The 23,083-nt window shown below is 66.4% G+C and carries 21 protein-coding genes; 14 read left to right on the top strand and 7 right to left on the bottom strand.

The genetic code is table 11. From position 1 onward, the window contains the following. Positions 1–10: 10 nt before the first annotated feature. The 3 genes from AC1DVS_RS24235 to AC1DVS_RS24225 all read left to right on the top strand — a co-directional run bounded on the left by AC1DVS_RS24235 (position 11) and on the right by AC1DVS_RS24225 (position 2,304). The gene (locus tag AC1DVS_RS24235; RefSeq protein WP_478027061.1) at positions 11–163 is read left to right on the top strand and encodes a hypothetical protein; all 153 of its coding nucleotides are present in this window, start codon (positions 11–13) and stop codon (positions 161–163) included. A gap of 12 nt (positions 164–175) precedes the next feature. Then, complete coding sequence (locus tag AC1DVS_RS24230; RefSeq protein WP_478027060.1) at positions 176–466, top strand: PqqD family protein; 291 nt, start codon at positions 176–178, stop codon at positions 464–466. A gap of 62 nt (positions 467–528) precedes the next feature. Further along, positions 529–2,304 (top strand): asparagine synthetase B family protein, encoded by a 1,776-nt coding sequence (locus AC1DVS_RS24225; protein ID WP_478027059.1) that lies wholly within the window; start codon positions 529–531, stop codon positions 2,302–2,304. 12 nt (positions 2,305–2,316) lie between these two features. On the opposite strand, the gene AC1DVS_RS24220 is transcribed toward AC1DVS_RS24225, so the two are convergent. The 5 genes from AC1DVS_RS24220 to AC1DVS_RS24200 form a co-directional block, all read right to left on the bottom strand. Further along, entirely contained in the window at positions 2,317–3,252 is a 936-nt protein-coding gene (locus AC1DVS_RS24220) for an HPr kinase/phosphorylase (protein WP_478027058.1), read from the bottom strand. A 152-nt stretch (positions 3,253–3,404) separates the two neighbouring features. Continuing rightward, the gene (locus AC1DVS_RS24215; protein ID WP_478027057.1) at positions 3,405–5,795 is read right to left on the bottom strand and encodes a TonB-dependent receptor; all 2,391 of its coding nucleotides are present in this window, start codon (positions 5,793–5,795) and stop codon (positions 3,405–3,407) included. A gap of 19 nt (positions 5,796–5,814) precedes the next feature. Then, the gene (locus tag AC1DVS_RS24210) at positions 5,815–6,771 is read right to left on the bottom strand and encodes a FecR family protein (RefSeq protein ID WP_478027056.1); all 957 of its coding nucleotides are present in this window, start codon (positions 6,769–6,771) and stop codon (positions 5,815–5,817) included. Positions 6,772–6,803: 32 nt separating this feature from the next. Next, positions 6,804–7,316: a sigma-70 family RNA polymerase sigma factor gene (locus tag AC1DVS_RS24205; RefSeq protein ID WP_478027055.1), complete on the bottom strand. Its 513-nt coding sequence runs from the start codon at positions 7,314–7,316 to the stop codon at positions 6,804–6,806. Between the two features lie 98 nt (positions 7,317–7,414). Then, entirely contained in the window at positions 7,415–8,062 is a 648-nt protein-coding gene (locus tag AC1DVS_RS24200; RefSeq protein ID WP_478027054.1) for a M23 family metallopeptidase, read from the bottom strand. Between the two features lie 138 nt (positions 8,063–8,200). Here AC1DVS_RS24200 and AC1DVS_RS24195 point away from each other — a divergent pair, with 138 nt between their 5' ends. Genes AC1DVS_RS24195 through AC1DVS_RS24150 form a run of 10 tightly spaced genes read left to right on the top strand, consistent with a single transcriptional unit; the run spans position 8,201 to position 19,298 of the window. After that, positions 8,201–9,010, top strand: coding sequence for an aldolase/citrate lyase family protein (locus AC1DVS_RS24195; protein ID WP_478027053.1), 810 nt, complete (start codon positions 8,201–8,203; stop codon positions 9,008–9,010). 6 nt (positions 9,011–9,016) lie between these two features. After that, positions 9,017–9,847 (top strand): inositol monophosphatase family protein, encoded by an 831-nt coding sequence (locus AC1DVS_RS24190; protein ID WP_478027052.1) that lies wholly within the window; start codon positions 9,017–9,019, stop codon positions 9,845–9,847. Continuing rightward, positions 9,841–11,718, top strand: a complete 1,878-nt coding sequence (locus AC1DVS_RS24185; RefSeq protein WP_478027051.1) for a polysaccharide biosynthesis/export family protein — start codon at positions 9,841–9,843, stop codon at positions 11,716–11,718. Before AC1DVS_RS24190 ends, AC1DVS_RS24185 begins: the two co-directional genes overlap by 7 nt. Beyond that, the gene (locus AC1DVS_RS24180; RefSeq protein WP_478027050.1) at positions 11,715–12,830 is read left to right on the top strand and encodes a capsule biosynthesis protein; all 1,116 of its coding nucleotides are present in this window, start codon (positions 11,715–11,717) and stop codon (positions 12,828–12,830) included. Before AC1DVS_RS24185 ends, AC1DVS_RS24180 begins: the two co-directional genes overlap by 4 nt. Next, positions 12,827–13,810, top strand: coding sequence for a glycosyltransferase family 2 protein (locus AC1DVS_RS24175; RefSeq protein WP_478027049.1), 984 nt, complete (start codon positions 12,827–12,829; stop codon positions 13,808–13,810). Before AC1DVS_RS24180 ends, AC1DVS_RS24175 begins: the two co-directional genes overlap by 4 nt. Next, a complete protein-coding gene (locus tag AC1DVS_RS24170) occupies positions 13,807–15,105 on the top strand; it encodes a hypothetical protein (RefSeq protein ID WP_478027048.1) in 1,299 nt (432 codons plus the stop codon). Before AC1DVS_RS24175 ends, AC1DVS_RS24170 begins: the two co-directional genes overlap by 4 nt. Beyond that, positions 15,102–16,115, top strand: coding sequence for an NAD-dependent epimerase/dehydratase family protein (locus AC1DVS_RS24165; RefSeq protein WP_478027047.1), 1,014 nt, complete (start codon positions 15,102–15,104; stop codon positions 16,113–16,115). The genes AC1DVS_RS24170 and AC1DVS_RS24165 overlap by 4 nt, the downstream gene beginning before the upstream one ends. Next, positions 16,112–17,932 (top strand): thiamine pyrophosphate-binding protein, encoded by a 1,821-nt coding sequence (locus AC1DVS_RS24160; RefSeq protein WP_478027046.1) that lies wholly within the window; start codon positions 16,112–16,114, stop codon positions 17,930–17,932. The genes AC1DVS_RS24165 and AC1DVS_RS24160 overlap by 4 nt, the downstream gene beginning before the upstream one ends. Then, positions 17,929–18,345, top strand: coding sequence for a GtrA family protein (locus AC1DVS_RS24155; protein ID WP_478027045.1), 417 nt, complete (start codon positions 17,929–17,931; stop codon positions 18,343–18,345). Before AC1DVS_RS24160 ends, AC1DVS_RS24155 begins: the two co-directional genes overlap by 4 nt. Next, positions 18,342–19,298, top strand: a complete 957-nt coding sequence (locus AC1DVS_RS24150; RefSeq protein WP_478027044.1) for a class I SAM-dependent methyltransferase — start codon at positions 18,342–18,344, stop codon at positions 19,296–19,298. The genes AC1DVS_RS24155 and AC1DVS_RS24150 overlap by 4 nt, the downstream gene beginning before the upstream one ends. On the opposite strand, the gene rfbG is transcribed toward AC1DVS_RS24150, so the two are convergent. Further along, positions 19,256–20,335, bottom strand: coding sequence for a CDP-glucose 4,6-dehydratase (rfbG, locus tag AC1DVS_RS24145; protein WP_478027043.1), 1,080 nt, complete (start codon positions 20,333–20,335; stop codon positions 19,256–19,258). The two genes, AC1DVS_RS24150 and rfbG, sit on opposite strands and share 43 nt — an antisense overlap. Next, complete coding sequence (gene rfbF, locus AC1DVS_RS24140; protein ID WP_478027042.1) at positions 20,332–21,105, bottom strand: glucose-1-phosphate cytidylyltransferase; 774 nt, start codon at positions 21,103–21,105, stop codon at positions 20,332–20,334. Before rfbF ends, rfbG begins: the two co-directional genes overlap by 4 nt. A 28-nt stretch (positions 21,106–21,133) precedes the next feature. Here rfbF and AC1DVS_RS24135 point away from each other — a divergent pair, with 28 nt between their 5' ends. Beyond that, positions 21,134–22,810 carry an ArnT family glycosyltransferase gene (locus AC1DVS_RS24135; RefSeq protein ID WP_478027041.1) on the top strand — a complete coding sequence of 559 codons (1,677 nt, stop codon included), beginning with the start codon at positions 21,134–21,136 and terminating at the stop codon, positions 22,808–22,810. The last annotated feature ends 273 nt before the right edge of the window (positions 22,811–23,083 follow it).

Raw genomic sequence — 23,083 nt, 5'->3', positions numbered from 1 at the left:
GGAGCGCAGAATGAAGCAAGTCGACCAATTGCCAAAGACCCCGGCGGCTGCATCGCCGCAGCGCAAATGGGTCGCTCCGCGTGTCGATCGCCTGAAGGCGGGCGATGCCGAGAACAGCATTGATCCGATCGTTCCCGACGGCGCGCTCAGCTTCGGTTCCTGATCTGACGCGCCGATGACCGATCTCGTCGCGCACCGCCTGCCCGGCCTCATGGAGGCCGAAGTGGATGGCGAGCTGGTCGCGCTCCATATCGAGAACGGCACTTATTACAGCTTCAATGAAACCGCGGCGCGGATCTGGGCGCTGCTCGATCGCCCGAGACGCGTATCGGAACTGTGCGCAACGCTTGCCGCCGAGTTCGACGTGGATGCGCAGGCGTGCGCCAGCGAGATTCTCCTCCTCCTTCGCGACCTCGAAAAGGACGGGCTCGTCGCCCTGGCCGCTCCGGAACCAGCCCCGGTATGACAGCATTGGCCGGCTTCCTCGGGTATTCGGGGAGACCGGATAGCGCGGATCGATCCGCCGACATGCTCGCTGCTCAGGCCCGCTATGCGCCGGCGGAACCTGTCCAATGGCAGGGGGACGGCATCGCATTGGGCCGGCGCCTGTTCCCGACTCTTCCCGAAGATGTGTACGATACGGGACCGATCCGCGAAGGCCCGCTCATACTCGTTGCCGACCTGCGCCTCGATAACCGGGCCGAGTTGATCGCGGATCTCGCGATTGCCCCCGAACAAGCGAAATCCCTTAGCGACGCCGCCATCCTGATACGCGGGTTCCTCAAGTGGCGGGACGAGACGGTCGACCGGCTGATCGGCGATTTCGCCCTCGCCTTGTGGAATGGAGACAGCAGGCGGCTTCTGCTCGCACGCGATTTCATGGGGCAGCGGCCCCTGCATTTTCATCGCGGCAATGGCTTCTTTGCTTTCGCGTCGATGCCCTCGGGCCTGCACGCGCTGCCGGAGATCCCGCGCCGGCCCGACCTCTCGTCGGTGACCCGGTTCCTCGAGCGCGCACCGCCGATCGGCAGTTTCTTCGAGGCTGTGGAGCGCGTCGAGCCGGGGCACATCCTCACCGTCACCGCGGGCGGGATCGCCTCGCGCCGCTACTGGAGCCCGTCCCGCACTGGCCCAGCCTTCCGCACTGCGGCCGAGGCACAGGAGGCGTTTCGCGCACGCCTCGACCAGGCGGTCGCGACAAGGCTGCGCGGCGCCGGCGACCGGATCGGCGCGCATCTCAGCGGTGGTCTCGATAGTGCGGCTGTCACCACCAGCGCCGCGCGTCTGCTCGCAACGAGTGGAGAAGGGCTCGCCTTCACCGCAGTGCCACGCAACCCCGCGCCTTCTGGCCCGGGCCGGATCGACGACGAAGGTCCGCTCGCTGCGGCAACCGCAGCGGGCTACCCCAACATCAAACATATCCCGATCGCTATCCCAAGGGCTTCGCCGCTAGATTTCCTCGATCGCGACCTTTGTCTCAACGAGCAGATCGTCACCAACATCTGCAACAATGCMTGGGTCGGCGCGATCAACGATGCTGCGCGCGAGCGCGGGCTGTCAGTCCTGCTGACCGGTTCGATGGGCAATCTGAGCTTCAGCTATTCAGGCCAGGAAGCGCTTTCGCACCTGTTCGTCCGGGGTCAATGGGGACGTCTGGCGCGGGTCGTGGCCGAGTTGCGGCGCGGCAAGAGAGGCTGGCCCGGGCTGGTGAAGCAGACGGTCGAGCCCTTCCTGCCCGCGTGGAATCGCCACGCCCAGCCCGGGCTCGCCCTGCCTGCCGTCGCAAAACTCGCCCGCGCCGAGGCAGCGAAAGCGCTTCGCCCGAGCGCTGATGCTTTTGCCATACGCCTTCGGGCGCTGCAGCGCGTTGACATCGGCAATTTCGGCAAGGGGGTATTGGCCGGCTGGGGGCTGGATATCAGGGACCCGACTGCGGACCGCCGTCTCGTCGAATTCGCGCTGACGTTGCCGGTCGAACATTTCCTCGCCGGCGGCACAGCGCGCGGCCTCGCCCGGCAAGGACTTGTCGACCGCCTTCCCCAGACCGTGCTCGAAGAGCATCGCCGGGGCTATCAGGGCGCCGGTTGGCATGAGGGGCTGACCGAGCGCCAGCCTCAACTGCTGGACGAAGTAGCGGCGATTGCCAATTGTCCGGAAGCGACCGCGATCCTGGACATACCACGCGTCCAGGCTCTGATCGCTGAATGGCCCGCAAGCTGGGAAGACCCCGCCACCGAAAGCCTCTACCGCGCGCGGCTGTTGCCGGCGATTGCAGCGGGGCATTTCATCCGCACGACGATCTGACGAACCGCCTGGCTATCCCGCCTCGCCACGCAGATGCGCCTCCACCGCATCGACAGTGGCCGCAAACCAATCCGGGCTCCAGGGCCGGTCAAGCTCGAACACCGGCACTTTCGAGACGATATCGAGGCTCGTCGCCCAATGCCGCCGTGAATCGCCGAGTGTTGCGAGATAGCGGCCGCGATAGGTGTTAGCGATCAGCGCATTCAACGCCTCGGCACCGCGCAGCTGCCGGATCGCGACACGCGCCGCATCCTCACCGCCATTCGCCAGCGTAAAGACAGCACCGAGCGGCACTGCGTCCGGCGTCCCGCCCCACCGCGCCGGCACGGTATATTTGTCGCGGCCATCGAGCACAGCTTCGAAATCCTCAGCGGTTCGCCCGCTGCGCTCAAGCGAATCGCGCCAGAGCCGCATATGCGGGATGCCGGCATGGACGATCGGCTGACCCGCTCCGTCAAAGTCGATCACGCAGACATCGTCCGAAAGCAACCGGTGCCCCCGATCGTGGAAAAGCGATGCCAGCGTCGATTTGCCGGCCCCGGACCGGCCGGTGAACGCCACCGCCCTGCCCCCAATCACGATCGCATTCGCGTGCAGCGGAAGCAGCCCGCGCTGATGCAGCAAGGCGCCAAAGGCCGAGCCGAGCAGGAATAGCCGCACGTTGCGCGGCGACACGCCCTTATCCGGATCGACGAAAATCCGGCGGCCCTGCTCAATCAGATATCGGCTGATCCCCGGCACGCACAGCACCACGCCCTCGGGCGTCAATGTCAGCCCCGCTACCTCTCTCGCAGGTGCCGCCGCGCCAAGATCGCCCAAGCGGATATCGACGTCCGCATCGCCTGCCTCGACCGGTCGCAACTCGGGAAGTTCGATCTCCGATCGCACGGTCAGGCCGAACAGCACGTAATGGAAGTGCCTGTCTGAGGGTCGCGGCGGAGCGTTCATCGGCTGCACTGCTATGCGGCCCTTGCCGGCGTGTCGACCCGGCTGATTACTCCGCGTTCCGCGCCGGCTGGACGATGGCAGAGAGGGTTCGACGACGCCGGCTCGCGGGCTTCCTCCACCCCTCGGCTAAATTCTTCCCGATGGCCCTGCGCCTAGAACGCGACGTCGAAGCCGAGCCTCACGCTTCGCGGCTGAAGCGGCGTGATCTGATTGCGGTCCCGTACCAGGAACGGCGATCCAAGCGCGAAGCGGTTGCCGCGCGCGTCGAGCAAATTGTTCAGCGACAGGGTCACGGCGCGGCGTGCGGTACCGATCCTGAACTCGAGGCTGGTGTCGAGATAATCGCCCTGTAGCTGCCCCAGGATCGGGCCGATCCCCAAGGTCGACTTGCCGACATATCGTGCAGAGCCGTTGACCTCGAGATCCATCTTTCCCGACAGCGGCGTGGCATAAGTGAATCCGAACCGGCCCGTCGCGTTGGCTACGTTGGGCAGGCGGTCGGAATCTCCTGCCACGAGCTCGGTGGGGAAATTGGCCAGGTTTCGCGAGGTCACCCTGCTATCGTTGAGATAGAGCGACGCGTCGAACGACAAGCCGCGAAACGGTTGCCAGCGGGACGACAGTCCCACCGACAGGACCCGCCCGTCGCCGACATTGGCGGTGGTCGGGAAACCGAACCCGTCGATCAGATCGGCCTGGATATCGCTCCAGCGCGACCAGGAGGCGTTCAGCGACAGGCTGAAATCGCTGCTGCTGTAGCGGGCGCCCGCCTCCGTCGTCGCGATCCGGTCGCCCTTGAACCGCTGGACGAAGTCACGCCGCACCGCGATTCCACCCGGACGGAAGCCCTGCTGGTAGCGCGCGAACAGCGTCAACTTGTCGGTAGGCCGATAGGCGAGCGCGGCGGAAGGCAACAGGCGCGTTTCCGATCGCGCACTGTTGGCGCCGGGATCGACGCGGAGGGCTACAACCTCAAGCACATCCTCCGAATCGCCCGACAGCCGGGAATGGGTCAACCGCCCGCCGAGTGTCAGCGTCAGCCGGTCGGCCGCCTGAACCGACGTCTCGCCATAAAGCGTCTGCTCGTCCACCTGGTTGCGCACGCCGGTGAGGGCTATATCGAACGGCCCGACATTCATCCGACGATTGGCCCGTGCCTCGTTGTGAAGGACGCTGAGGCCAATCACCCAGCCCGTACCGTCGGGCCCGCGCCGCGCGAGCCTTGTTTCGGCGGTGATCATCGATATCCGATCGGTCTGCCCATAGGCTGCAGAAGACGCATCGGCCAACGGCTCCAACTCGGGATCTGCGGGGTCGGACAATGCGGGGCCTTCGAACTGCTCGGAGACATATTGATGGGCATAGCCGAGCGAGGAGGTCAGCTCGAGCGGTCCCCATTGCTTGCGCACCACAAGGTCGCCGAGCCAATATTCGTTGCGATAGGGCTGCGCGATGCTGCTGGCGCGGCTGAGACCATCGCCGTCGCGTTGGGCATATTGACTGTCGGCACCCTCGATACGCTGGCCGACGCCGCTGAGATCGAAAGTCCAGTCATCCCCAGGCGCGAACCGAAGCGCGGCGCGCCCACCAATGGTGTGAACATCGTTCACGTCCTTCAAGCCGCGCCTGGTGTCGTCGATATAGCCGCCATCGATCGACCCGAAAGCGAGCGCGCGAAAGGCGAGCCGGTCCTCGACGATCGGGAGATTGAGGATAACGCCGCCGTCGACGCCGGGCTGGCCGTGCTGGACAGCCTGCGCGCCGCTCCAAATCGTCCCGCCGAGCGCCGTCAGATCGGGCGCGCGGGGCACCACGCGGACAACGCCGCCGAGCGATCCGGCGCCGTAGAGCGTCCCTTGCGGCCCTTCGAGTACTTCGATGCTGCGGATATCGTAGAGCCGCAGGCTGGGATCGGGCGCGCTGTAGGTGATCCGGCTATTGCCCCAATATTGCCCGACGGTCGCCTGGGTGGGGCCGACAAAGCTCGAATCAGCGATGCCGCGAATGAACAGCTTGTTGCGACCGGGGCCGAGATGCGTCGAAACGACGCTTGCGACGCGCGCGCCGATTGCGTCCGTGCCGCGCAGGGCGTCGGCCATCGACACCGTCTCGCCGTCGATGATCTGGACTCCGCCCGGATAGACATTCAGCGGCACGCCCCGCTTGGTGCCCGTCACGACGATGTCCGGGGTGACGGTCTCGTCCGGCGGCACGGGCACCGCCTGGCGCGGCGCGGGACGCGCCACGCTGCGTACGGGCGGAGGTGCTACATATTCGATGAGATAGGTATTGGTCGCGACCCGGCGCGCCGCGAGCCGCGTACCCATGAGGATCCGCTCCAGCGCCTGGGCTGCCGTAAATCTTCCACGGACGGCTTTCACCCGCTGAGAAGCGAGGCGGGAATCGTGAAAGCCGATGCTGGTGCCGCTTTGCACGCTGAGCAGCCTGATCGACTGGTCAAGCCGGGCAGCAGGGACGTTGACATCCGCCGCCCGCTCCTGGGCATGGGCCGGCGCGCCGATCAGCAGGACTGCGGCGATCAAAGGTAGGGAAAGAGCGGTGTTAGCGCCGCCGGACATTGGCTGGGTTCATCGTCCAGCTATCGCCCTGCTCGGCAAAGGTCACCCCGAGCAACGGGCCAGCCCGCGCCAAGACCTCGCGCGGCGGCCCCTGCAGGATCAGCGTGCCGGTGAAACGCATGCGTGCCGCACCCTCCCCGACCCGGATCGCGCGGCCGGTGTTGCGCGACAGATCCTGCGCGACCTGATCGAGCGTCGCGTCGTCATATTGCAACTGGCCAGATCGCCAGCTCCCGACGCCTTCCGGACTCGCCTTGCGCAGCGACGGCGCCGCATCGGGCCCGGCGCGGGACAGCGCATCGCCCTGCTTCAGCCGGATCCGCTCCGGGCCCGCTTCATAATCGACGGCCCCTTCGGCAACCGCGACATCGATCGCACCGCCGTTGCGCACCACGTTGAAGACCGTGCCTATATCGACGAGCCGGGTGCCGTCGGCGACCACGACGAATGGATCGCCCGCATCGTGCTTCACGTCGAACAGCGCTTCGCCTTGGGCAAGCGTGATGTGCCGTGGTGTGTCCGGATCGAACGATACCCGCGTATCGCCGTTCAGCATCACCCGCGATCCGTCGGCAAGATCGATCGTCCGATGCTCGCCCGATGCGGTTGCGACTTCGCGCACAGGGGCGTGGCGCAACAGCACCGTCCCACCGACCACCGCGACCAGCGCCGCCGCCATCGCGCCGCCAGTAGCAAACCAGCGCCCGCGCTGGGGGGGGTACGCGGGCGCTGTCGCTGTCGCCGCGACCGAGGGGCGCGCGGCGAAGAGCTGGCCTGCCCAGGAATCATCTTCCAGGGCGGCTTCGTAAGCGGTCAGGTGCCTGGGATCGCTTTCCAGCCATTCCGTGAGCCCATCCCAATCGGCAAAGCTCGCGTCATGGGCACGGATCGCCCAAAGCCGCGCTGCTTCTCCAATAGTGTCGGACTCATATTCCATCATGCCACCTCCCTGACGTGACGGATTCGCTACGGCTATTCCGCATCGAACTGCGCCTTGAGGTCGGCGAGGGCGCGATATGCCTTTTGGAGATCCTTCTCGACGGAGCTGAGACTAACGCCCAGATCACGGGCGATCGCCGTCTGCCCCATGCCATCGAGACGATAGCGACGGAACACGCTGTCGACGCGCGGTCCGAGTCCGGCCAGCACCGCCTCAGCCTGGCGCACGCGTTCACGCGCAATGAGTACGCGCTCCCCCAGCGGCGCCTCCTCGGGAGTGGCGCCGGCCTCGTGCCAGTCCATCTGGCGCCGCTCGCGGCTGACAGAAGACCGGCGGCGATCGCGCATCAGGTTTTCGGCGGCGCGAAACAGATAGGCGACCGGATCGGCCACCGGTTGGCCGGGCGCGACGGCAGCGCGCTGCCAGAGATCGTGCAGTACGTCCTCCGCTTCGTCGCCTGCACCGCGCGCGGCAAGGAACCGAAGCAGCCGCGCGCGCTCGTTCAGGATGACGCGCTGCAGGCCGTCAATGGATTCAACCTCCATGGCGCGACGCAAAGCATTTGGCGGCCGGCTTGCCAAGCCCGGTCGCCGCGCGGCTGGATCGGCCTGCCGCGACGTCCGCACTGACTCCCCGCCAAGCATCAGAGAGCTGCTCCAACCACCGACTCCGTCTCCGCGCGAGCGCGGGCAAAAGCAGAGATATGGGGTTCGATCGGCTGCGGCGAAACCCGCATGGGCACAGGCTGCCGCGTTAGCCAGCCGAGCGGCCCGGTGGCCTGGCCGTTCAGCCGCACCTCGAAATGAAGATGGCTGCCGGTCGAGCGCCCGGTGGACCCCATCATGGCGATCGTCTGGCCGCGCTCGACATGCGCGCCGGACCCCACCAGGAATCGGGAGAGATGGGCATAGCGAGTCACCAGGCCGCCGCCATGATCGACCTCGATCATGTTGCCATAACCGCGAGCCCCGCCGGCAAAATGCACCACGCCGCCCGCAGCCGCCAGGATTGGAGATCCAAGCGGCCCCGGTATGTCGATCCCAGTGTGGAGCGCGCGCCTGCCTCGGAGCGGGTCAAGGCGCCAGCCGAAGCCGGAGGAGAGGCGCGGTAGCCCCTGCAGCACCGAGGCTGAATTGTCGCGCGATGGAGCAGGCGCAGGCCCTTCGATCTTTTGTGGTCGAAAGGCCGCATCATGCCCGCCCGGCAGCCTTTCGCCGCCGTCAGCGGCCGCGCCGCTGCTCGCCAGAAGCCACAAGGCACCGGTCAACGGAAGGGCGGAAAGCAGTGGCATTATGTGAAGGACGGAGACCTCCCGCCGTTCCCGTAACCTCGATTCAAATATTTTTTGTGCGGCTGTTCGGCTGCGGGAATGGCTGCCGCGCTCCGTCCTCCAGTTCATCGACAAGGCTGGCAACTCAGGAGGCGAAGAGTGAATTCGACGGAACGCCGCATGCTCGACATGCTCAAGAAAGGCCGTGACCGCTTCGGCGTCGTCGCGGTGAAAGCGGAATTCGAAGCTGAAGGTACGCGCCCCGACGAGCTGCTGCGCCTGCTCGAGCTGGCCTGGCGCGCCGACCTGAAAGTGGCGCTCAAGATTGGCGGCTGCGAAGCGGTGTCGGATCTGTACGCCTCCAAACTCTACGGCGCCAACTACATCATCGCGCCGATGGTCGAGACCCCCTACGCCCTGTCGAAGTTCGTGGACGCCAGGGCCAAGGTCTATGGGGACGACACCGACACGCAGTTCCTGTTCAATCTCGAGACGGAATCGACGCTGCGCAACCTCGATGCCATGCTGCCGCTCGCCAAGGCTGCGCTGGACGGCATCGTATTCGGCCGGGTCGATTTCACCCTGTCGCGTGGATTGCCGCGCGGGGCGATCAACCAGCGTGAGATCACTGACGCGGTGCTCAGCGTCGCACGATCCTGCGCCGAACATGGCCTGGAACTCGTAGTCGGCGGCTCGGTCGCGGTGGAATCGGGGCCGGCATTGCGCGAGATGCGCCGAATCCGGCTCGACCGGTTCGAGACCCGCAAGGTGATCTTCGATGGAAGCGCAGCCGATATGCCCGGCTTCGAGGCCGCGATCGGCAATGCCGTGGCCTTCGAGCTGGCCTGGCTCGAGAACAAGCGCGATTATTACCGCACCATTGCTGACGAGGATCTGTCGCGTATCCGGATGATCCAGGACCGCATGGCGGTTGCCGCGCGCGGACGACTGGCCAGTGTGGCTGCCTGATCCGGAATGTCTCTGAAGGACGAGGTCACGGCATTGATGCGAGGTGTCGCCGCGAAAGCGGTGATGCCGCGCTTCCGCACGCTTGCCGCCAGCGAGATCGCCGAGAAGAGCGCGGGTGAGATCGTCACCAGCGTCGATCGGGAGGCCGAACGCCTGCTGCAGGAAGGGCTGGAGCTGATCGGTATCCCCGCCCGCATCGTCGGCGAGGAAGCGGCCGAACACCAGCCCGAGCTCCTCGACGATATCGGCACAGGCCTGGTCTGGCTGATCGACCCGCTCGACGGCACCGCCAATTTTGCCGCGGGCCGGCGGCCATTCGGCATGATGGTCGCGCTCGTCGAGGATGGCGTACCGCTTGCGGGCTGGATCCTGGATCCGGTCAGCGGGCGGCTGTGCCATGCCGAGCGCGGCGCTGGCGCGAGCCTTGACGGCGCTCCCATACGCAGCCGCCCTTCGGGTAGCGCGATGCCKGTCGCGGCGCTGGGCACGCATTTCATGATGCCTGAGCGGCGGTCACGCATTCACGACCTCGCTGCGGATCAGTTCGAGCTGGTTCCAGTCCCGCGTTGCGCGGCGGAAAGCTATCCCCGCCTTGTGCTCGGCCAGGACGATCTGGTGCTGTTCCAGCGCACCTTGCCCTGGGACCATGCCGCAGGCGCCCTGTTCCTGGCGGAGGCGGGCGGTGTCGTCACCGACTGGAACGGCCAGCCATATCGCGTCGGCAGCGGTCACGGAATCCTTGCCGCCGCCGACCAGCGGCTTTGGGCCCTGGGCGCCGAAATATTGCTCGGGCCGGCAGCCGGACTGACCGAAAGAGAAGATTGCCCGTCATGCTGATATCCTGGAAGCGACTGCTCCTCGGCTGTGTCTTCGCACTGCCGCTGGTCCCGGCAGAGGCGGGCGCGCAACTTTCTCCGCCAGTGTCGGCGACCGGCCAGCAAGGCAGCGGTGCCGACGCGATCTCGCGCGGCGCCGCCGCCGGGCAGGTCGCCGTGCCGCAGGCGGAAGTCCGCTCATTCCAGCCTACGGTAATCGAGAGCCGCCCTGCCCCGCTGCTAGCGGAAAGCCGCGCTGATCCCGTGACCCCGAAACAGTCGGCGTCGCCTGTCGCGAATGAGTTCGAGACGTTCGTCTCCGAAGCCGCAGGCAAGCCACTGCGCCGGTTCGGTGCCGAACTGCTGGTGCCCGGTGCACGCGATTTCACTGTGGCGCCCACCACGACGGTCCCGCCGGACTATCGCCTGAACCCCGGGGACGAACTGCTCCTCGGCCTGACCGGATCGGTACAGACCGCCGATCTGAGGCTGACGATCGACCAGGAAGGCCGGATCTTCGTGCCGCGAGTGGGCGCGGTCATGGTGGGCGGCTTGCGCTATGGCGATGTGCGCGATGTGATCGCCCGCCAGGTTTCGCGTCAGTATCGTGGGTTTGACCTTCAGGTTTCAGTAGGGCGGCTGCATGGCATTACCATCTATGTGACCGGCTTCGCCGCGACGCCCGGTTCCTACACCGTCAGCAGTCTCTCGACCCTAGTCAACGCGGTCCTAGCGGCAGGCGGGCCATCCTCCGGCGGCAGCTTCCGCTCGATCCAGCTTCGGCGGGACGGCAAGCTGGTCTCCGACTTCGATCTTTATGACCTGCTGCTCAAGGGCGACAAGACTGGCGACGCAGCGCTGCAGAATGGCGACGTGATCTATGTCGCCCCGGCCGGCGAACAGGTGGCGGTGATCGGCAGCGTCAATCGCGAGGCGATTTTCGAGATCGCGCCCGGCGAAATGCTCAATGACGCGGTCGTCTATGCCGGCGGGGTCAATACCGTCGCCGATGACAGCCGCCTGATGGTGCTCGATTCCCTCGGCAAGTCGGAGTCGGGCTGGCGTGAGGTCACCGCTGTCGAGGCGCGGACCCGCAAGGCGCGGCGCGGAGACGTGATTCGCGTGCTGTCCGATATCGGCATCGCCCGGCCGCTCGATCAGCAATCAGTGCTGGTGACGATCAGCGGCGAAGTGGCGCGGCCCGGACGCTATTATTTCAGCCCCGGCACCAGGCTGGCGGACGTGGTGACCCAGGCGGGCGGCCTCACCACCCAGGCCTTCCCTTATGCCAGCGTGATCACGCGCGAGAGCGTCAAGGCGCAGCAAAAGCTGAGCTTCGACCGCGCGATTAGGGATATGGAGTTGCAGCTCACCACGCAGCCGGTTGTCTCAGCCAATCGCGCGCAGCTCGCGCAGCCGGGCAACCTCGCCTTGGTCCGCTCGATCGTAGACCAGTTGCGATCGCGCGAGCCGAGCGGCCGGCTGGTGTTTGACCTGCCGGTCACTGCGGCCAATCTGCCCACCGACGTGATCGTCGAGAATAACGACACCATCTATGTGCCGCCCCGCCCGGTGACGGTGGGCGTGTTCGGCGCCGTGCCGAGCCCCGCCTCCTTCGCGTATCGCGACGGCAGCTCGATCGGCGACTTCATCCGCTCGGCGGGCGGCGTGCAGAAGTTCGGCGACAAGAGTGAGATCTTCGTGGTGCGCGCGAACGGCACGGTGTTGTCGAACGGCAAGAAGGTGCTGCGGGCGCCGGCCCTTCCGGGCGATCTGGTCTATGTCCCCGTGGATTCCAACCGCGGCGAATTCTGGGCGCGGCTGCGCGACATCACCGGCAGCCTGTTCGGCGGCCTTGTCGGCGCGGCATCGATCAAGGCGCTCGTGGAATGACGATCGTCACCCGCCTGACTGACGCCGTTCGCGAACCCCGCACGCGGCGTCTGGCCTATGCCGCGCTTGCCCTGTTGCTCGCCGTGCTGTGCGTCTTCCCGCGCCCTTATGTCGCCAGGGCGAAGATGGTCCCGCAGGACAGCAACAGCGTCGGTTTGGGTTCTATGATGAACGCGCTCGGCGGGCAGCTCCAGGGCTTTGCCGCGCTGCTCGGCGGCGCCAAGCAGCCGATCGACATGTATCTGGCCATTTCACGCGGCACCGAGGTGACGGACGATGTGATCCGGCGGCTCGGGCTGGTCGGACCGCAGGGTTATGCCAGCATCGACGCGGCGCGGTTGGCCCTTGCCCGCAAGGTCGATGTGCATTCGCTGACCGGCGGCATCGTCGAGGTCGAGGTCCGCACGCACGATGCCGGCAAGGCGCAGGCGCTCACCGCCGCCTATGCGAAGGCGATCAGCGACCGGATCATCGCGCTGGGGCGCGATCGGGTGCGCCGCAAGCGCGCGGTGGTGCAGGACCGCTTCAAGGAAGCAGCCACCCGCGTGACCACAGCGGAAGCAGCGCTCAACAGCTTCCGCCGGCGCAACAATCTGGCCGAGCCGGAAGCGCAGCTCGGATCGGCCCTTTCGCTCCGCGCCGGGCTCGAAGCCCAGCTTCAGGCCAAGCTGGTCGAGCTGGAGACGCTGCAGCGTTTCCAGGGGCCCGACAATCCGCAGCTCCAGTCGGTCCAGTCGGAAGTCGCCTCGATCCGTGCGCAGATCGCGCGCACCGCCGAGGCGAAGCTTGGTGTCACCGGACCCAATGTTGCGGGCCTGTCGCAGGTCTCGGGCGAATACCTCAACCTCTACCGCGACTATCGGTTCGCCCAGGCGCTGTACGAGGTCTATGCCCGGTCATCCGAGGAGGTGGCGGTCGAGACGCTCGCATCCGAGACCGCGTCGGACGTGCAGGTGATCGAGGCGCCGCGTCTCGATGCGGATCGCAAATATAATATCCCCGCAGTCGCGCTGCTCATCCTGACGGTCCTGGCGACGTTGTTCACCGAGATCTACGCGCCCGCGACCGGTATCGACCTGGGCCTGAAGCGCCGCGAGGATGGTACGCAATGACCTCGGCCGAAGGGGCGATCGAGCTCTCGATCGTCATCCCCTGCTACAATGAGGAAGAGAATGTCCAGGCGATCTGCGCTGCAGTGACGGCGGAGGCGGAGCGCCATGTGCAGTCCCACGAGATCATACTGATCGACAATCATTCGACGGACCGCACCCGCCTGCTGATGCGACATCTTTGTACCGAGGATCCCCGCATCCGGGCGATCTTCAACAACCGCAATTACGGCCAGATGCGATCGCCCACCTACGGCATCTATCAGGCCGAGGGCGCGGCGGTGATCGGCATGTGCGCCGATTTCCAGGACCCGCCGGAGATGATCGGCGCGTTCGTCAAGCAATGGCGCGCCGGCGCGCAGATCGTGATGGCGCAGCGGCGATCCGAACGGACAGCACCGCTACTGACGGTCGCACGGCGGCTGGGGTATGGCCTGCTCGGCCGCTATGGCGACTATCCGGTGATCCCCGGCGCGACCGGGTTCGGCCTGTACGATCGGCAGGTCGTCGACACGCTTGCGGCGTGGAATGAGCCCGAACCCTTTTTTCGCGGCATGCTGGTCGAGAGCGGCTTTCGCATGGCGATCGTGCCGTTCGACCGGCCTGAGCGGGCAGCCGGCGAGACCAAGAATAATGTCGCCGCGCTCTATTCCTTCGCCCTGTCCGGCCTCGCCGGATCGGCCAAATCGCTGCTGCGCCTGCCGATCCCGCTTGCCTTTCTGGCGGCAGCCGCAGTCGTGCCGCTTGGGGCGGGAACGGTGGTCGCGGCAATCCTGGGCGGCAGCGCCTGGCCGCTGCTCGGCCTGACTGTTGGCACTGCGATGTTCGCGATCCTCCTGCTGTTCCTCGGCCTGATCGGGGAGCAGATTCGCATGCTGGCGGAACGCAGCCGCAACGTTCCGTTGGTTATCGAACGCGAGCGGCTGAACTTCCCCACAGGCCGTAGCCGGCCGGCGGGCCGGACTTTGGTCCGCCGCCCGTGAGCACGCGCACACGCCTTTCCCTCGTGCCCGAGATCGCGCTGGCACTCGCCGTCGTGGCAAGCGTCACCTGGACGGCCGTGCAGTTTCGCGCGACCGGGTTCCTTCCCCAGCCCTTCGTGTTCGATACCAACGACACCTTCATGGACTGGTTCAACACGGCCTATTGGGCAAACCATCCCGGCGCCTTTTCGGTCTGGCGGACGGTCTATCCGCCCCTCTCCTTCATCTTCCTCGACCTGTTCAGCCTGCCGGGCTGCTATCTCCAGTCGCCCTTTTATGCCCGCGATTGCGACTGGCTTAGCCGCGCGACAATCGTCGGTTTCTACCTGCTCGACGTCGTATTAGTCTGGTGGAGTTTCCACCGTGCCGATCCCCGCACCGCGCCGATGCGCGCGGTTGCGTTTGGACTAGGCCTGCCGCTGCTGTTCACGCTGGAGCGCGGCAACCTGATCCTGGTCACCCTGCCCTGCTTCATCGTCGCGCATGGCCCTCTCGTCCGCTCGGGCGTGTGGCGAGCGCTCGCTGCCGCGGCGACGATCAACTTCAAACCCTATCTGCTGCTCCCGGTGCTGGCCCAAGCGATAAAGCGCGACTGGCGAGCGCTCGAACTGGCCGGGCTCGCCACCATCGCGCTCTATCTCGTCACGCTGGCGCTCGTCGGCAGCGGCACGCCGGGGGAGATCGCAGCGAATACCGCCAATTGGGTGACCTTCCAGGGCGGACAGGTGTGGAACGAGATCCATTACTCGACCAGCTACGCGCCTTTGCTCCAGGTGCGCACCGCACAGATCCCGCTGCTCGACTTCGTGCCCTCGCGCACCGTCGAAAGGATCGAGTGGCTCGTGCCGCTCCTGATCCGCGCAAGCCAGGGTGTGGCCGCACTGGCGCTGGCGGCCGCGTGGCTGCAACCGCGTGCCCTGCCGCCGCATCGCATCGCGACGATCCTGCTCGGCGTCTTTCTCGTTACCCAATCGCCAGGCGGCTATACCCAGACCTTCCTGCTGTTCCTCGTACTGCTCGAGCCATGGCGCGGCGTTGGCCCGATCACCGCGATCGTCTGCGCCTATCTGCTCTGCCTGGTTGTCGACTGGCCGCTATCGACGGTGCTCGACCTCTCGCTCGAAAGCTGGCTCGGCGGCCGGCCGGTGAGCCCGAGCTTCGGCCTCGCCATCGGGCATTTCGTCCGGCCCGGACTGGTCGCGCTGATCCTCTGGTCGCTCGCGCTCGACAGCATCGCCCGCGTGGTCAGCGCGCATAAGCAGTACCGCCCCTCGCTCGGGCTGATGCCGGCATGATCCTCGAACGTGACCTCGACGCAGTGCAAGCCGCACTCGCGCCGCTCTGGTGGCGGCTGTCCGGAGCGCGCGTGTTCATGACCGGCGGCACCGGATTCATCGGCCGCTGGATGCTCGAGGCACTAGCCCGCGCGGATAGCGAGATCGAGGTGACGATCCTGAGCCGCGATCCGGCCGCGTTCACCGCCAGGGCGCCGCATCTCGCCCGGCGCTTTCAGCTGATCAAGGGCGACATCACCGGCTTCGCGCCGCCGGGCGGCAGCTTCACCCATGTGATCCACGCCGCCACTGAGGCCAGCGCTGCACTCAACAATAATGATCCGCGGCGCATGTTCGACACGATCGTCACCGGCACCCGCCACGCGCTCGACTTCGCCGTCGAGCGCGGCGTCGAACGCTTCTTCTTCCTCAGCTCCGGCGCGGTTTATGGCCCTCAGCCCTGGGAGCTCACCCATGTGACCGAAGACTGGATGGGCGGCCCGGACCCACGCGATCCGCGCTCGGCTTATGGCGAGGGCAAGCGCGCCGCCGAGATGCTCTGCGCCATCTATGGCAAGCAGTTCGGGCTGGATGTCGTCAACGCCCGCATCTTCGCCTTGCTCGGTCCGCTCCTCTCGCTCGATATCCACTTCGCCGCGGGCAATTTCATCCGCGACGCGATCGCCGGCCGGGCGATCCGGGTGGACGGCGCGGGCACTGCCGTGCGCTCCTATCTCTACCCTGCCGACCTGACGGTCTGGCTCTGGACCTTGCTGATCAGCGGCCAGCCCGGCGCGGTGTTCAATGTCGGATCGGAAGAGGCCGTTTCGATCGCCGAACTGGCGCAGCGCACTGCCGCATTGCTCGGTGCGCCAGATGTCGAGATCCTCGGCAAGCCCGATCCCGGCTGGAACCCCGGCCGCTATGTGCCTTCGACCGCGGCGATGCGCGGTGCGCTCGGCCTCTCCCCCACGATCGGCCTCGACGAGGCGATCCGGCGCACCGCGCTCTGGAACGGATGGAAACCATGACTCTGATGAAACTCTCCGACTGGGTGGCCGAGCGGCTCGCCCGGCACGGCATCCAGCATGTCTTCATGCTCACGGGCGGAGGCGCGATGCACCTCAACCACTCGCTCGGCACCCATCCGGGCCTCGCCACGACTTTCACCCATCACGAACAGGCGCTGTCGATGGCGGCCGAGGCCTATTACCGCCTGACCAACCGGCTGGCGGTGGTGAACGTGACCTCGGGGCCAGGGGGCACCAACGCGATCACCGGCGTGTACGGCGCCTGGGTGGATTCGATCGGCATGCTGGTGCTGTCGGGCCAGGTGAAGCGCGAGACCACCGTGCGCGCGACGGGCCTGCCGTTGCGGCAATATGGCGACCAGGAGCTCGACATCGAGGAGCTGATCCGCCCGATCACCAAATATGCGACGATGGTCAACGATCCACAGACGATCCGCTACCATCTCGAAAAGGCGCTCCACCTCGCGACCAGCGGTCGGCCCGGCCCGGTCTGGCTCGACATCCCGCTCGATGTGCAGGCCACGAAGATCGATCCCGATACACTGCCAGGCTTCGACCCTGCGGAGCTGGACGAACCTTGTACCGACACCGACCTCACGGCCGCCGCGGGCGCGATCCTCGACCTGATCCGCGGCGCCGAACGGCCGGTGGTGTTCGCCGGCGGCGGCGTCCGGCTATCCGGCGCTTATGACGATTTCCTGAAGCTGGTCGACAAGCTCGGCATTCCCGTCGTGACCGGCTGGAACGCGCATGACGTGCTCTGGAACGACCATCCGCTCTATGCCGGCCGCCCCGGCACGGTCGGCGACCGCGCCGGCAATATGGTCACGCAGAGCGCTGATCTGCTGCTGGTGCTCGGCAGCCGGCTCAACATCCGCCAGGTCAGCTACAACTGGCAGAGCTTCGCGCGCGAGGCATTCAAGATCTGGGTCGACATCGACCCGGTGGAGCTGCGCAAACCCAATGTCGTGCCCGATATGCCGGTGGTGGCGGATCTCGCCGACCTGATTCCGGCTATGCTCGACCATCCCTATGCCGGCCCCAGTGCCGAGCACGAGGAATGGATGGACTGGGCACGCGAGCGCGTCCGCCGCTTTCCGGTCGTGCTGCCCGAATATCACGACCATGGGCCGCTTCTGCACCCTTATGTCGCGATGGATGCGCTGTTCCGGCAGCTCGGCGAGGACGATCTGGTCGTCACCGGCAATGGCAGCGCCTGTGTGGTCAGCTTCCAGACGGCCGAGATCAAGCGCGGCCAGCGCCTGTGGACCAATTCGGGCTGTGCGACGATGGGCTATGAGCTGCCCGCCGCCATCGGCGTCTGCGCGGCGACCGGCGGCAAACGGCGGGTGATCGCCATTGCCGGCGACGGCAGCATCATGATGAACCTGCAGGAGCTGCAGACCATCGCCGGATACAAGCTGCCGGTGAAGATCTTCCTGATCAACAACAGCGGCTATGTCTCGATCTTCCAGACTCACCGCAACTTCTTCGACGGCGTCGAAGTGGGCGGCGGACCCAAGAGCGATGTGACCTTCCCCGATTTCTCCAAGGTCGCTGGTGCGTTCGGCTTCGGTTATTTCCGGGCGGAGACGCACAACGAACTGCCCGGCGCCATCGCCGCGGCGCTCGCCGCCGAGGGCCCGGTGCTGTGCGAGCTGTTCGTCGACGAGAATGTATCGTTTGCACCCAAGCTCGGCGCCAAGGCCCACCCCGACGGCCGGATCACCTCGCCCGCGCTGGAGGATCTGTCGCCCTTTCTGCCGCGCGAGGTGCTGCGCGAGAATATGCGGATACCGTTATGGGAAGACTCATGACGGCGGCCATGGTCGGCAGCGCCCGGCGCCCGCTGCGCTTCCTTGTGGCGGGTGCGGCGAACACCGCGTTCGGCCTTGGCATCTACCCGCTGCTGCTGTGGAGCTCCGATGCGCTGCACCGCCATTACCTGCTTGCGCTGGGCATCGCGCAGGCCATCAGCCTGTGCTTCGCCTTCACCACCTACAAGCTGGGCGTCTTCAGGACTCGCGGCAATTTCGCGCGCGAATTCGGCAGTTTTTCCAGCTTTTACCTGTTCAACTTCGCGGCCAACTGGGCGGCGCTGCCGCTGTTGGTCGAGCTTGCCGGCCTGCCGCCGGTCCTCGCGCAGCTCGGCTTCACCGCAATCCTGATCGTGGGCAGCTGGTTCTGGCACAATCACGTCACCTTTCGTCGGACGGGAGAAAGCGCATGACCGCGCCCGCCTTTCTGCAGCGTCCCTGCCCGCTTTGCGGCAGCCATGATGCCCGCGCCGAAGTCCATAGCCGGCAGCGGGCCGAGGACATGCGGTTCGATGCGCTGCGGCCCTTCTGGTCCGGGCTGTTCAAGGAGAAACGCTTCTTCTCCTATCATCGCTGCACCGCGTGCGGGCTGCTCTACACACCGATCTTCTTCGATGGTCCGCAGCTTGCCGATCTCTATTCGAGCATGGCGCCCAATATGGATCTCGTCGCGAGCGACGCGATCGCCGCCACACAGCGCGGTTATTTCGAGGCGGCAGCAGCCGAGACACCCCTCGACGGCGGTTATCTCGAGATCGGGCCGGACATCGGCTATATCGTGGCGGAGGCAGCGCGGCGGGGCAGCTTCGACCATTTCTGGCTGTTCGAACCTAACCGCGCGATCCATGACCGACTTCGCGCCGCGGCGGACGGCCGACCCGCCACCGTGCTGCCCGACATGGACGATCTGTCCGCCGTGCCGGACGGCTCGGTCGGCCTGGCGGTCATGGTCCATGTGCTCGACCATCTGCTCGATCCGCTCGCGATCCTCACCCAGATCCGGGCGAAGCTGCGCCCGGACGGCACGTTGATGATCGTCACGCATGACGAACAGTCGCTGCTCCGCCGCCTGATGGGCGTGCGCTGGCCGCCCTTCTGCCTGCAGCATCCCGAGCTCTACAATCCGGCGACGATGCGTGCGCTGCTCGCCCGGGCCGGTTACGCCAATGTCGCGGTCGAACGCAGCCGCAACCACTTCCCGATCGACTTCCTCGCGCGCCAGGCGGCATGGACGGTCGGCGTGAGGTTGAACCGCATGCCGCTGCCTGCGGTTTCGATCGGCCTGCGCCTTGGCAATATGCTGACCCTGGCGCGCGCGCCCGCTCAGGCGGCCGAACGGGTGCCGGACCTGCTTGCGATGGCTTGATAGGCGGCGATTTGGGCGCGTGTGACGACCCGCGCGTCCGCGCCGCCTGCAACCGCCTTGTGCCAGCTCACGATCCAGTCGAGCGCTTGGTCGAGCGTCAGGCTGGGACGCCAGCCAAGCGCCGCCCGCGCCTTGGAGCAATCGAGCCGCAGCAACCCCGCCTCGTGCGGGCGTGGACCAGTGTCGCGCAATGCCTCAGCCCCGCCGCCCCAGGCCGCGCGCATCCGCTCGACGATCCACGATACCGGCCGCGCGTCGTCGTCGGACGGGCCGAAGTTCCAGGCATCGGCGAACTGCCTTTCACCGGCGAGCAGCCGCTCCGCGATCATCAGATAGCCGCCCAGCGCCTCGAGGACATGCTGCCACGGCCGCACCGCATCGGGCGCGCGGATCAGCGGTGCGACGCCCGCCTCAAACGCGCGGACCAGATCGGGGAGCAGCCGGTCGGTCGCCCAGTCGCCGCCGCCAATGACATTGCCCGCGCGGACCGAGGCGAGCAGTGGGCCGCCATCCGCAAAGAAGGACCGGCGCCACGCCGACACGACCAGCTCGGCCGCGCCCTTGCTGCTGCTATAGGGATCATGTCCGCCCATTGGGTCGCTCTCGCGATAGGGCCAGATCCATTCGCGGTTCTCATAGCATTTGTCGCTGGTGACGCAGACGATCGCCTTCACGCCCGGCGTGTGCCGCGCCGCCTCGAGCAGGTGCACCGTACCCATCACATTGGTCGCATAGGTCTCGACCGGCTCGGCATAGGACAGTCGCACCAGTGGCTGCGCGGCGAGATGGAAGATCACCTCGGGCCGAGCGGCGTCGACCACTGCGCGGACGGCCGCCAGATCGCACACATCGCCTTCTACGTGCCGGATGATCCTCGCGATCCGTGCCGCCTCGAACAGGCTCGGCTCGGTCGGCGGCGCCAGCGCAAAGCCGGTAACCTCAGCGCCCATCGCGTTCAGCCACAGGCTGAGCCAGCTGCCCTTGAAGCCGGTGTGGCCCGTGACGAGGACCCGGCGGCCAGTCCAGGCGCCGCTCACCAGCGCTTCCAGGGCGCGTTTCCGGCCCTCCACAATTCGTCGAGATGGATCTTGTCGCGCAGCGTATCCATCGGCTGCCAGAAACCGTCATGCCGGTAGCTCATCAGCTCCCCGCGCCGCGCCAGCTGCTCGAGCGGCCCGGACTCCCACACCGTCTCCGGCCCATCGACCAGATCGAGCACCGAAGGATCAGCGACGAAGAAGCCGCCGTTGATCCGCCCGCCGTCCCCGGCCGGCTTCTCGCGGAAGTCGGTGACAAGGTCGCCATCGAATTCGAGCGCGCCGAAGCGGCCGGGCGGCGTGACCGAGGTGATCGTGGCCCGGTGGCCATGCGCCTTGTGGAAGCGCACCAGCTCGCCGACGTCGATGTCCGCCACGCCGTCACCATAGGTGAGGCAGAACGGCTCATCGGGATCGAGATAGTGGCGGATCGCCGCCAGCCGGCCGCCGGTCATTGTCTCGGCGCCGGTATCGACCAGGGTGATGCGCCACGGCTCACTGCGGGCGAAGTGCACCTCCATGCCGTTGCCGCCGCGCAGGTCGATCGTCACGTCKGAGGTGTGCAGGAAATAATTCGCGAAATACTCCTTGATCAGATAGCCCTTGTACCCGAGGCAAATGACGAAGTCGTTGAATCCGGCCGCGGAATAGATCTTCATGATGTGCCAGAGGATCGGCATGCCGCCGATCTCGACCATCGGTTTCGGCCGCACATTGGTTTCTTCGCCGAGCCGGGTGCCCAATCCGCCAGCCAGGATTACGGTTTGCATCGTCGCTCCACGTCATGTCTTCGATAGCATGACGAAATCGATCGCCCAGGCCCGTAACGGGCGACCCCTCCGATGGGCCGAATACGGTACGTTGCTGTTGATTCTCGGGGTGGCGGCGGGCTTGCGTATCTACGGCGTGGGCTTCGGCCTGCCGGCGCTCAACGATCCCGACGAGCCGCTGTTCGTGATGACCGCGCTCGAGATGCTCCGGAACCACAGCCTCAATCCGGGCTGGTTCGGCCATCCCGGCACGACGACGCTCTATTGTCTCGCACTGATCAGCCTTGCAGTAGGCGGTCTCGGCATCGCCACGGGGCACTTCGCCGACGGTCATGCGCTGATGGTGGCTGCCTATGCCGATCCCGGCATCATATTCCTGCCGGGACGGCTGTTCATTGTCGCATGCGGCGTCAGCTGCGTCTGGTTCACCTGGTCGCTTGGCAGGAAACTCGGCGGCGTGAGGCTGGGGCTCATGGCCGCAGCGTTCCTGGCGGTGAATGCAGTCCACATCCATTACTCGCAGATCATCCGCACCGATGTGCAGGCCACCGTCTTCATGCTGCTGTGCACGCGATCGGCGGTGGCGATCGTGCAGGATGGACGCCCGCGCGACTATCTGCTCGCGGGCCTCTGGGCCGGCCTCGCCTGCGCGACCAAATGGCCCGCGGCGATCATCGTGCTCAACCCCTTGTGCGCCGGACTGTACCGGGTCTCGCTCGATCGGCGCGAATGGCGCCGCCTGGCACTGCTCCCCGCCGCTGCGCTCGCTGCGCTCCTGATCGCATCGCCCTATCTGTTGCTCGACTACCCGACGGTGATCCGCAACCTGAGCGGGGAAGCCCGTTCGGTCCATCCGGGCGCAACGGGCGGAGGCTTCCTCGTCAATCTTGGCTGGTACGTCGCTCATCCGCTGCTGGTGTCGTTCGGCGCGCTGGGCCTCGCGCTGGTCGTGGCCGGAACTTTGGGCACGCTGACCCGTCCGCGCACGGCGATGGCGATCCTGCCCGGCGTGATCGCTTTCCTGATCGTCATCGGAGCACAGGCCTTGCTGTGGGAGCGCTGGATCGTGCCGATGCTGCCGTTCGCAGCGCTCGCAGCGGGGGCGGCGATCTGCTGGTTGGCGGATCGCCTGCGCGTGCATCTGAAGCGTCCGCTGCATTTTCTCGAAGCGGCGGCGGCGATCCTGCTGATGATCCCGATGCTCCAGGCAACGCGCACGAGCGCTATCGAGCGCGCGCAGGACACGCGCCAGGTCGCGAGTGCGTGGGTGCGCGCCAATGTCGCGCCTGGGAAAAGCATCGTGGTGGAGCATGCCGCCTTCGATCTGCTCGGAGGACCGTGGCGCTTCCTGTTCCCGCTCGGCTCGGCCGGATGCGTCGATGCGCGCGACATCCTGTCCAAACGAATCCGCTATTCGCGCGTGGAGGTGTTGCGATCGGGGCGGGCCGTGGTCGACCTGGCGCATGTGGACGTGGCGCAGCTTTCAACCTGCCGCGCCGATATTGCGGTCCTCACCCATTATGACGGCTACCGGGCCGATGCCGTGCACTTCCCCGCCGAACTGGACCGGTACGCACACCTGCTGCGCGGGGGCAGACTGCTCGCCGTCATCCGACCGATACCCGGCGCGCGGACGGGACCGGTGGTGCGGATCGTGGAATTGTCTCGAGGGCAAGTGCACCCGCCCATAGGCCGGCGGAAGTGAATTGGGGGCGGGACCCCGGTCAATCCGCATTCCACGTGGCGATCGAGGCCGATGTTGGACGTGTGACATAATTCAGGTGGGGTTTGGGCGGTCGCGTTGGAGTTTCACGAGGGGGAATGCGCGAAATGGCGTCTGACGTGTTGGAGAATTTTGTCATGCCTGTCGGGGGTATCGGGGGGATCTGTACAGAACATTGTACAGATCGGCGGGTGCGACAAAAAGGTGCGGTAACCCCTAAGCGGCTTTGGGCTTGGGCCCGCGCTTGCCGCTTGC

Source organism: Sphingomonas sp. P3_C5 (assembly GCF_056402635.1).
Note: the sequence above shows the minus strand (reverse complement) of the source record. Positions and strands in the feature narration are given on the sequence as shown.

Excerpts from the sequence above, each read along its gene's own strand:
- AC1DVS_RS24235 (WP_478027061.1), top strand. The coding sequence starts at position 11 with ATGAAGCAAGTCGACCAATTGCCAAAGACCCCGGCGGCTGCATCGCCG.
- AC1DVS_RS24230 (WP_478027060.1), top strand. The coding sequence starts at position 176 with ATGACCGATCTCGTCGCGCACCGCCTGCCCGGCCTCATGGAGGCCGAA.
- AC1DVS_RS24220 (WP_478027058.1), bottom strand. The coding sequence starts at position 3,252 with ATGAACGCTCCGCCGCGACCCTCAGACAGGCACTTCCATTACGTGCTG.
- AC1DVS_RS24210 (WP_478027056.1), bottom strand. The coding sequence starts at position 6,771 with ATGATGGAATATGAGTCCGACACTATTGGAGAAGCAGCGCGGCTTTGG.
- AC1DVS_RS24205 (WP_478027055.1), bottom strand. The coding sequence starts at position 7,316 with ATGGAGGTTGAATCCATTGACGGCCTGCAGCGCGTCATCCTGAACGAG.
- AC1DVS_RS24200 (WP_478027054.1), bottom strand. The coding sequence starts at position 8,062 with ATGCCACTGCTTTCCGCCCTTCCGTTGACCGGTGCCTTGTGGCTTCTG.
- AC1DVS_RS24185 (WP_478027051.1), top strand. The coding sequence starts at position 9,841 with ATGCTGATATCCTGGAAGCGACTGCTCCTCGGCTGTGTCTTCGCACTG.
- AC1DVS_RS24180 (WP_478027050.1), top strand. The coding sequence starts at position 11,715 with ATGACGATCGTCACCCGCCTGACTGACGCCGTTCGCGAACCCCGCACG.
- AC1DVS_RS24175 (WP_478027049.1), top strand. The coding sequence starts at position 12,827 with ATGACCTCGGCCGAAGGGGCGATCGAGCTCTCGATCGTCATCCCCTGC.
- AC1DVS_RS24165 (WP_478027047.1), top strand. The coding sequence starts at position 15,102 with ATGATCCTCGAACGTGACCTCGACGCAGTGCAAGCCGCACTCGCGCCG.
- AC1DVS_RS24160 (WP_478027046.1), top strand. The coding sequence starts at position 16,112 with ATGACTCTGATGAAACTCTCCGACTGGGTGGCCGAGCGGCTCGCCCGG.
- AC1DVS_RS24155 (WP_478027045.1), top strand. The coding sequence starts at position 17,929 with ATGACGGCGGCCATGGTCGGCAGCGCCCGGCGCCCGCTGCGCTTCCTT.
- AC1DVS_RS24150 (WP_478027044.1), top strand. The coding sequence starts at position 18,342 with ATGACCGCGCCCGCCTTTCTGCAGCGTCCCTGCCCGCTTTGCGGCAGC.
- AC1DVS_RS24135 (WP_478027041.1), top strand. The coding sequence starts at position 21,134 with ATGACGAAATCGATCGCCCAGGCCCGTAACGGGCGACCCCTCCGATGG.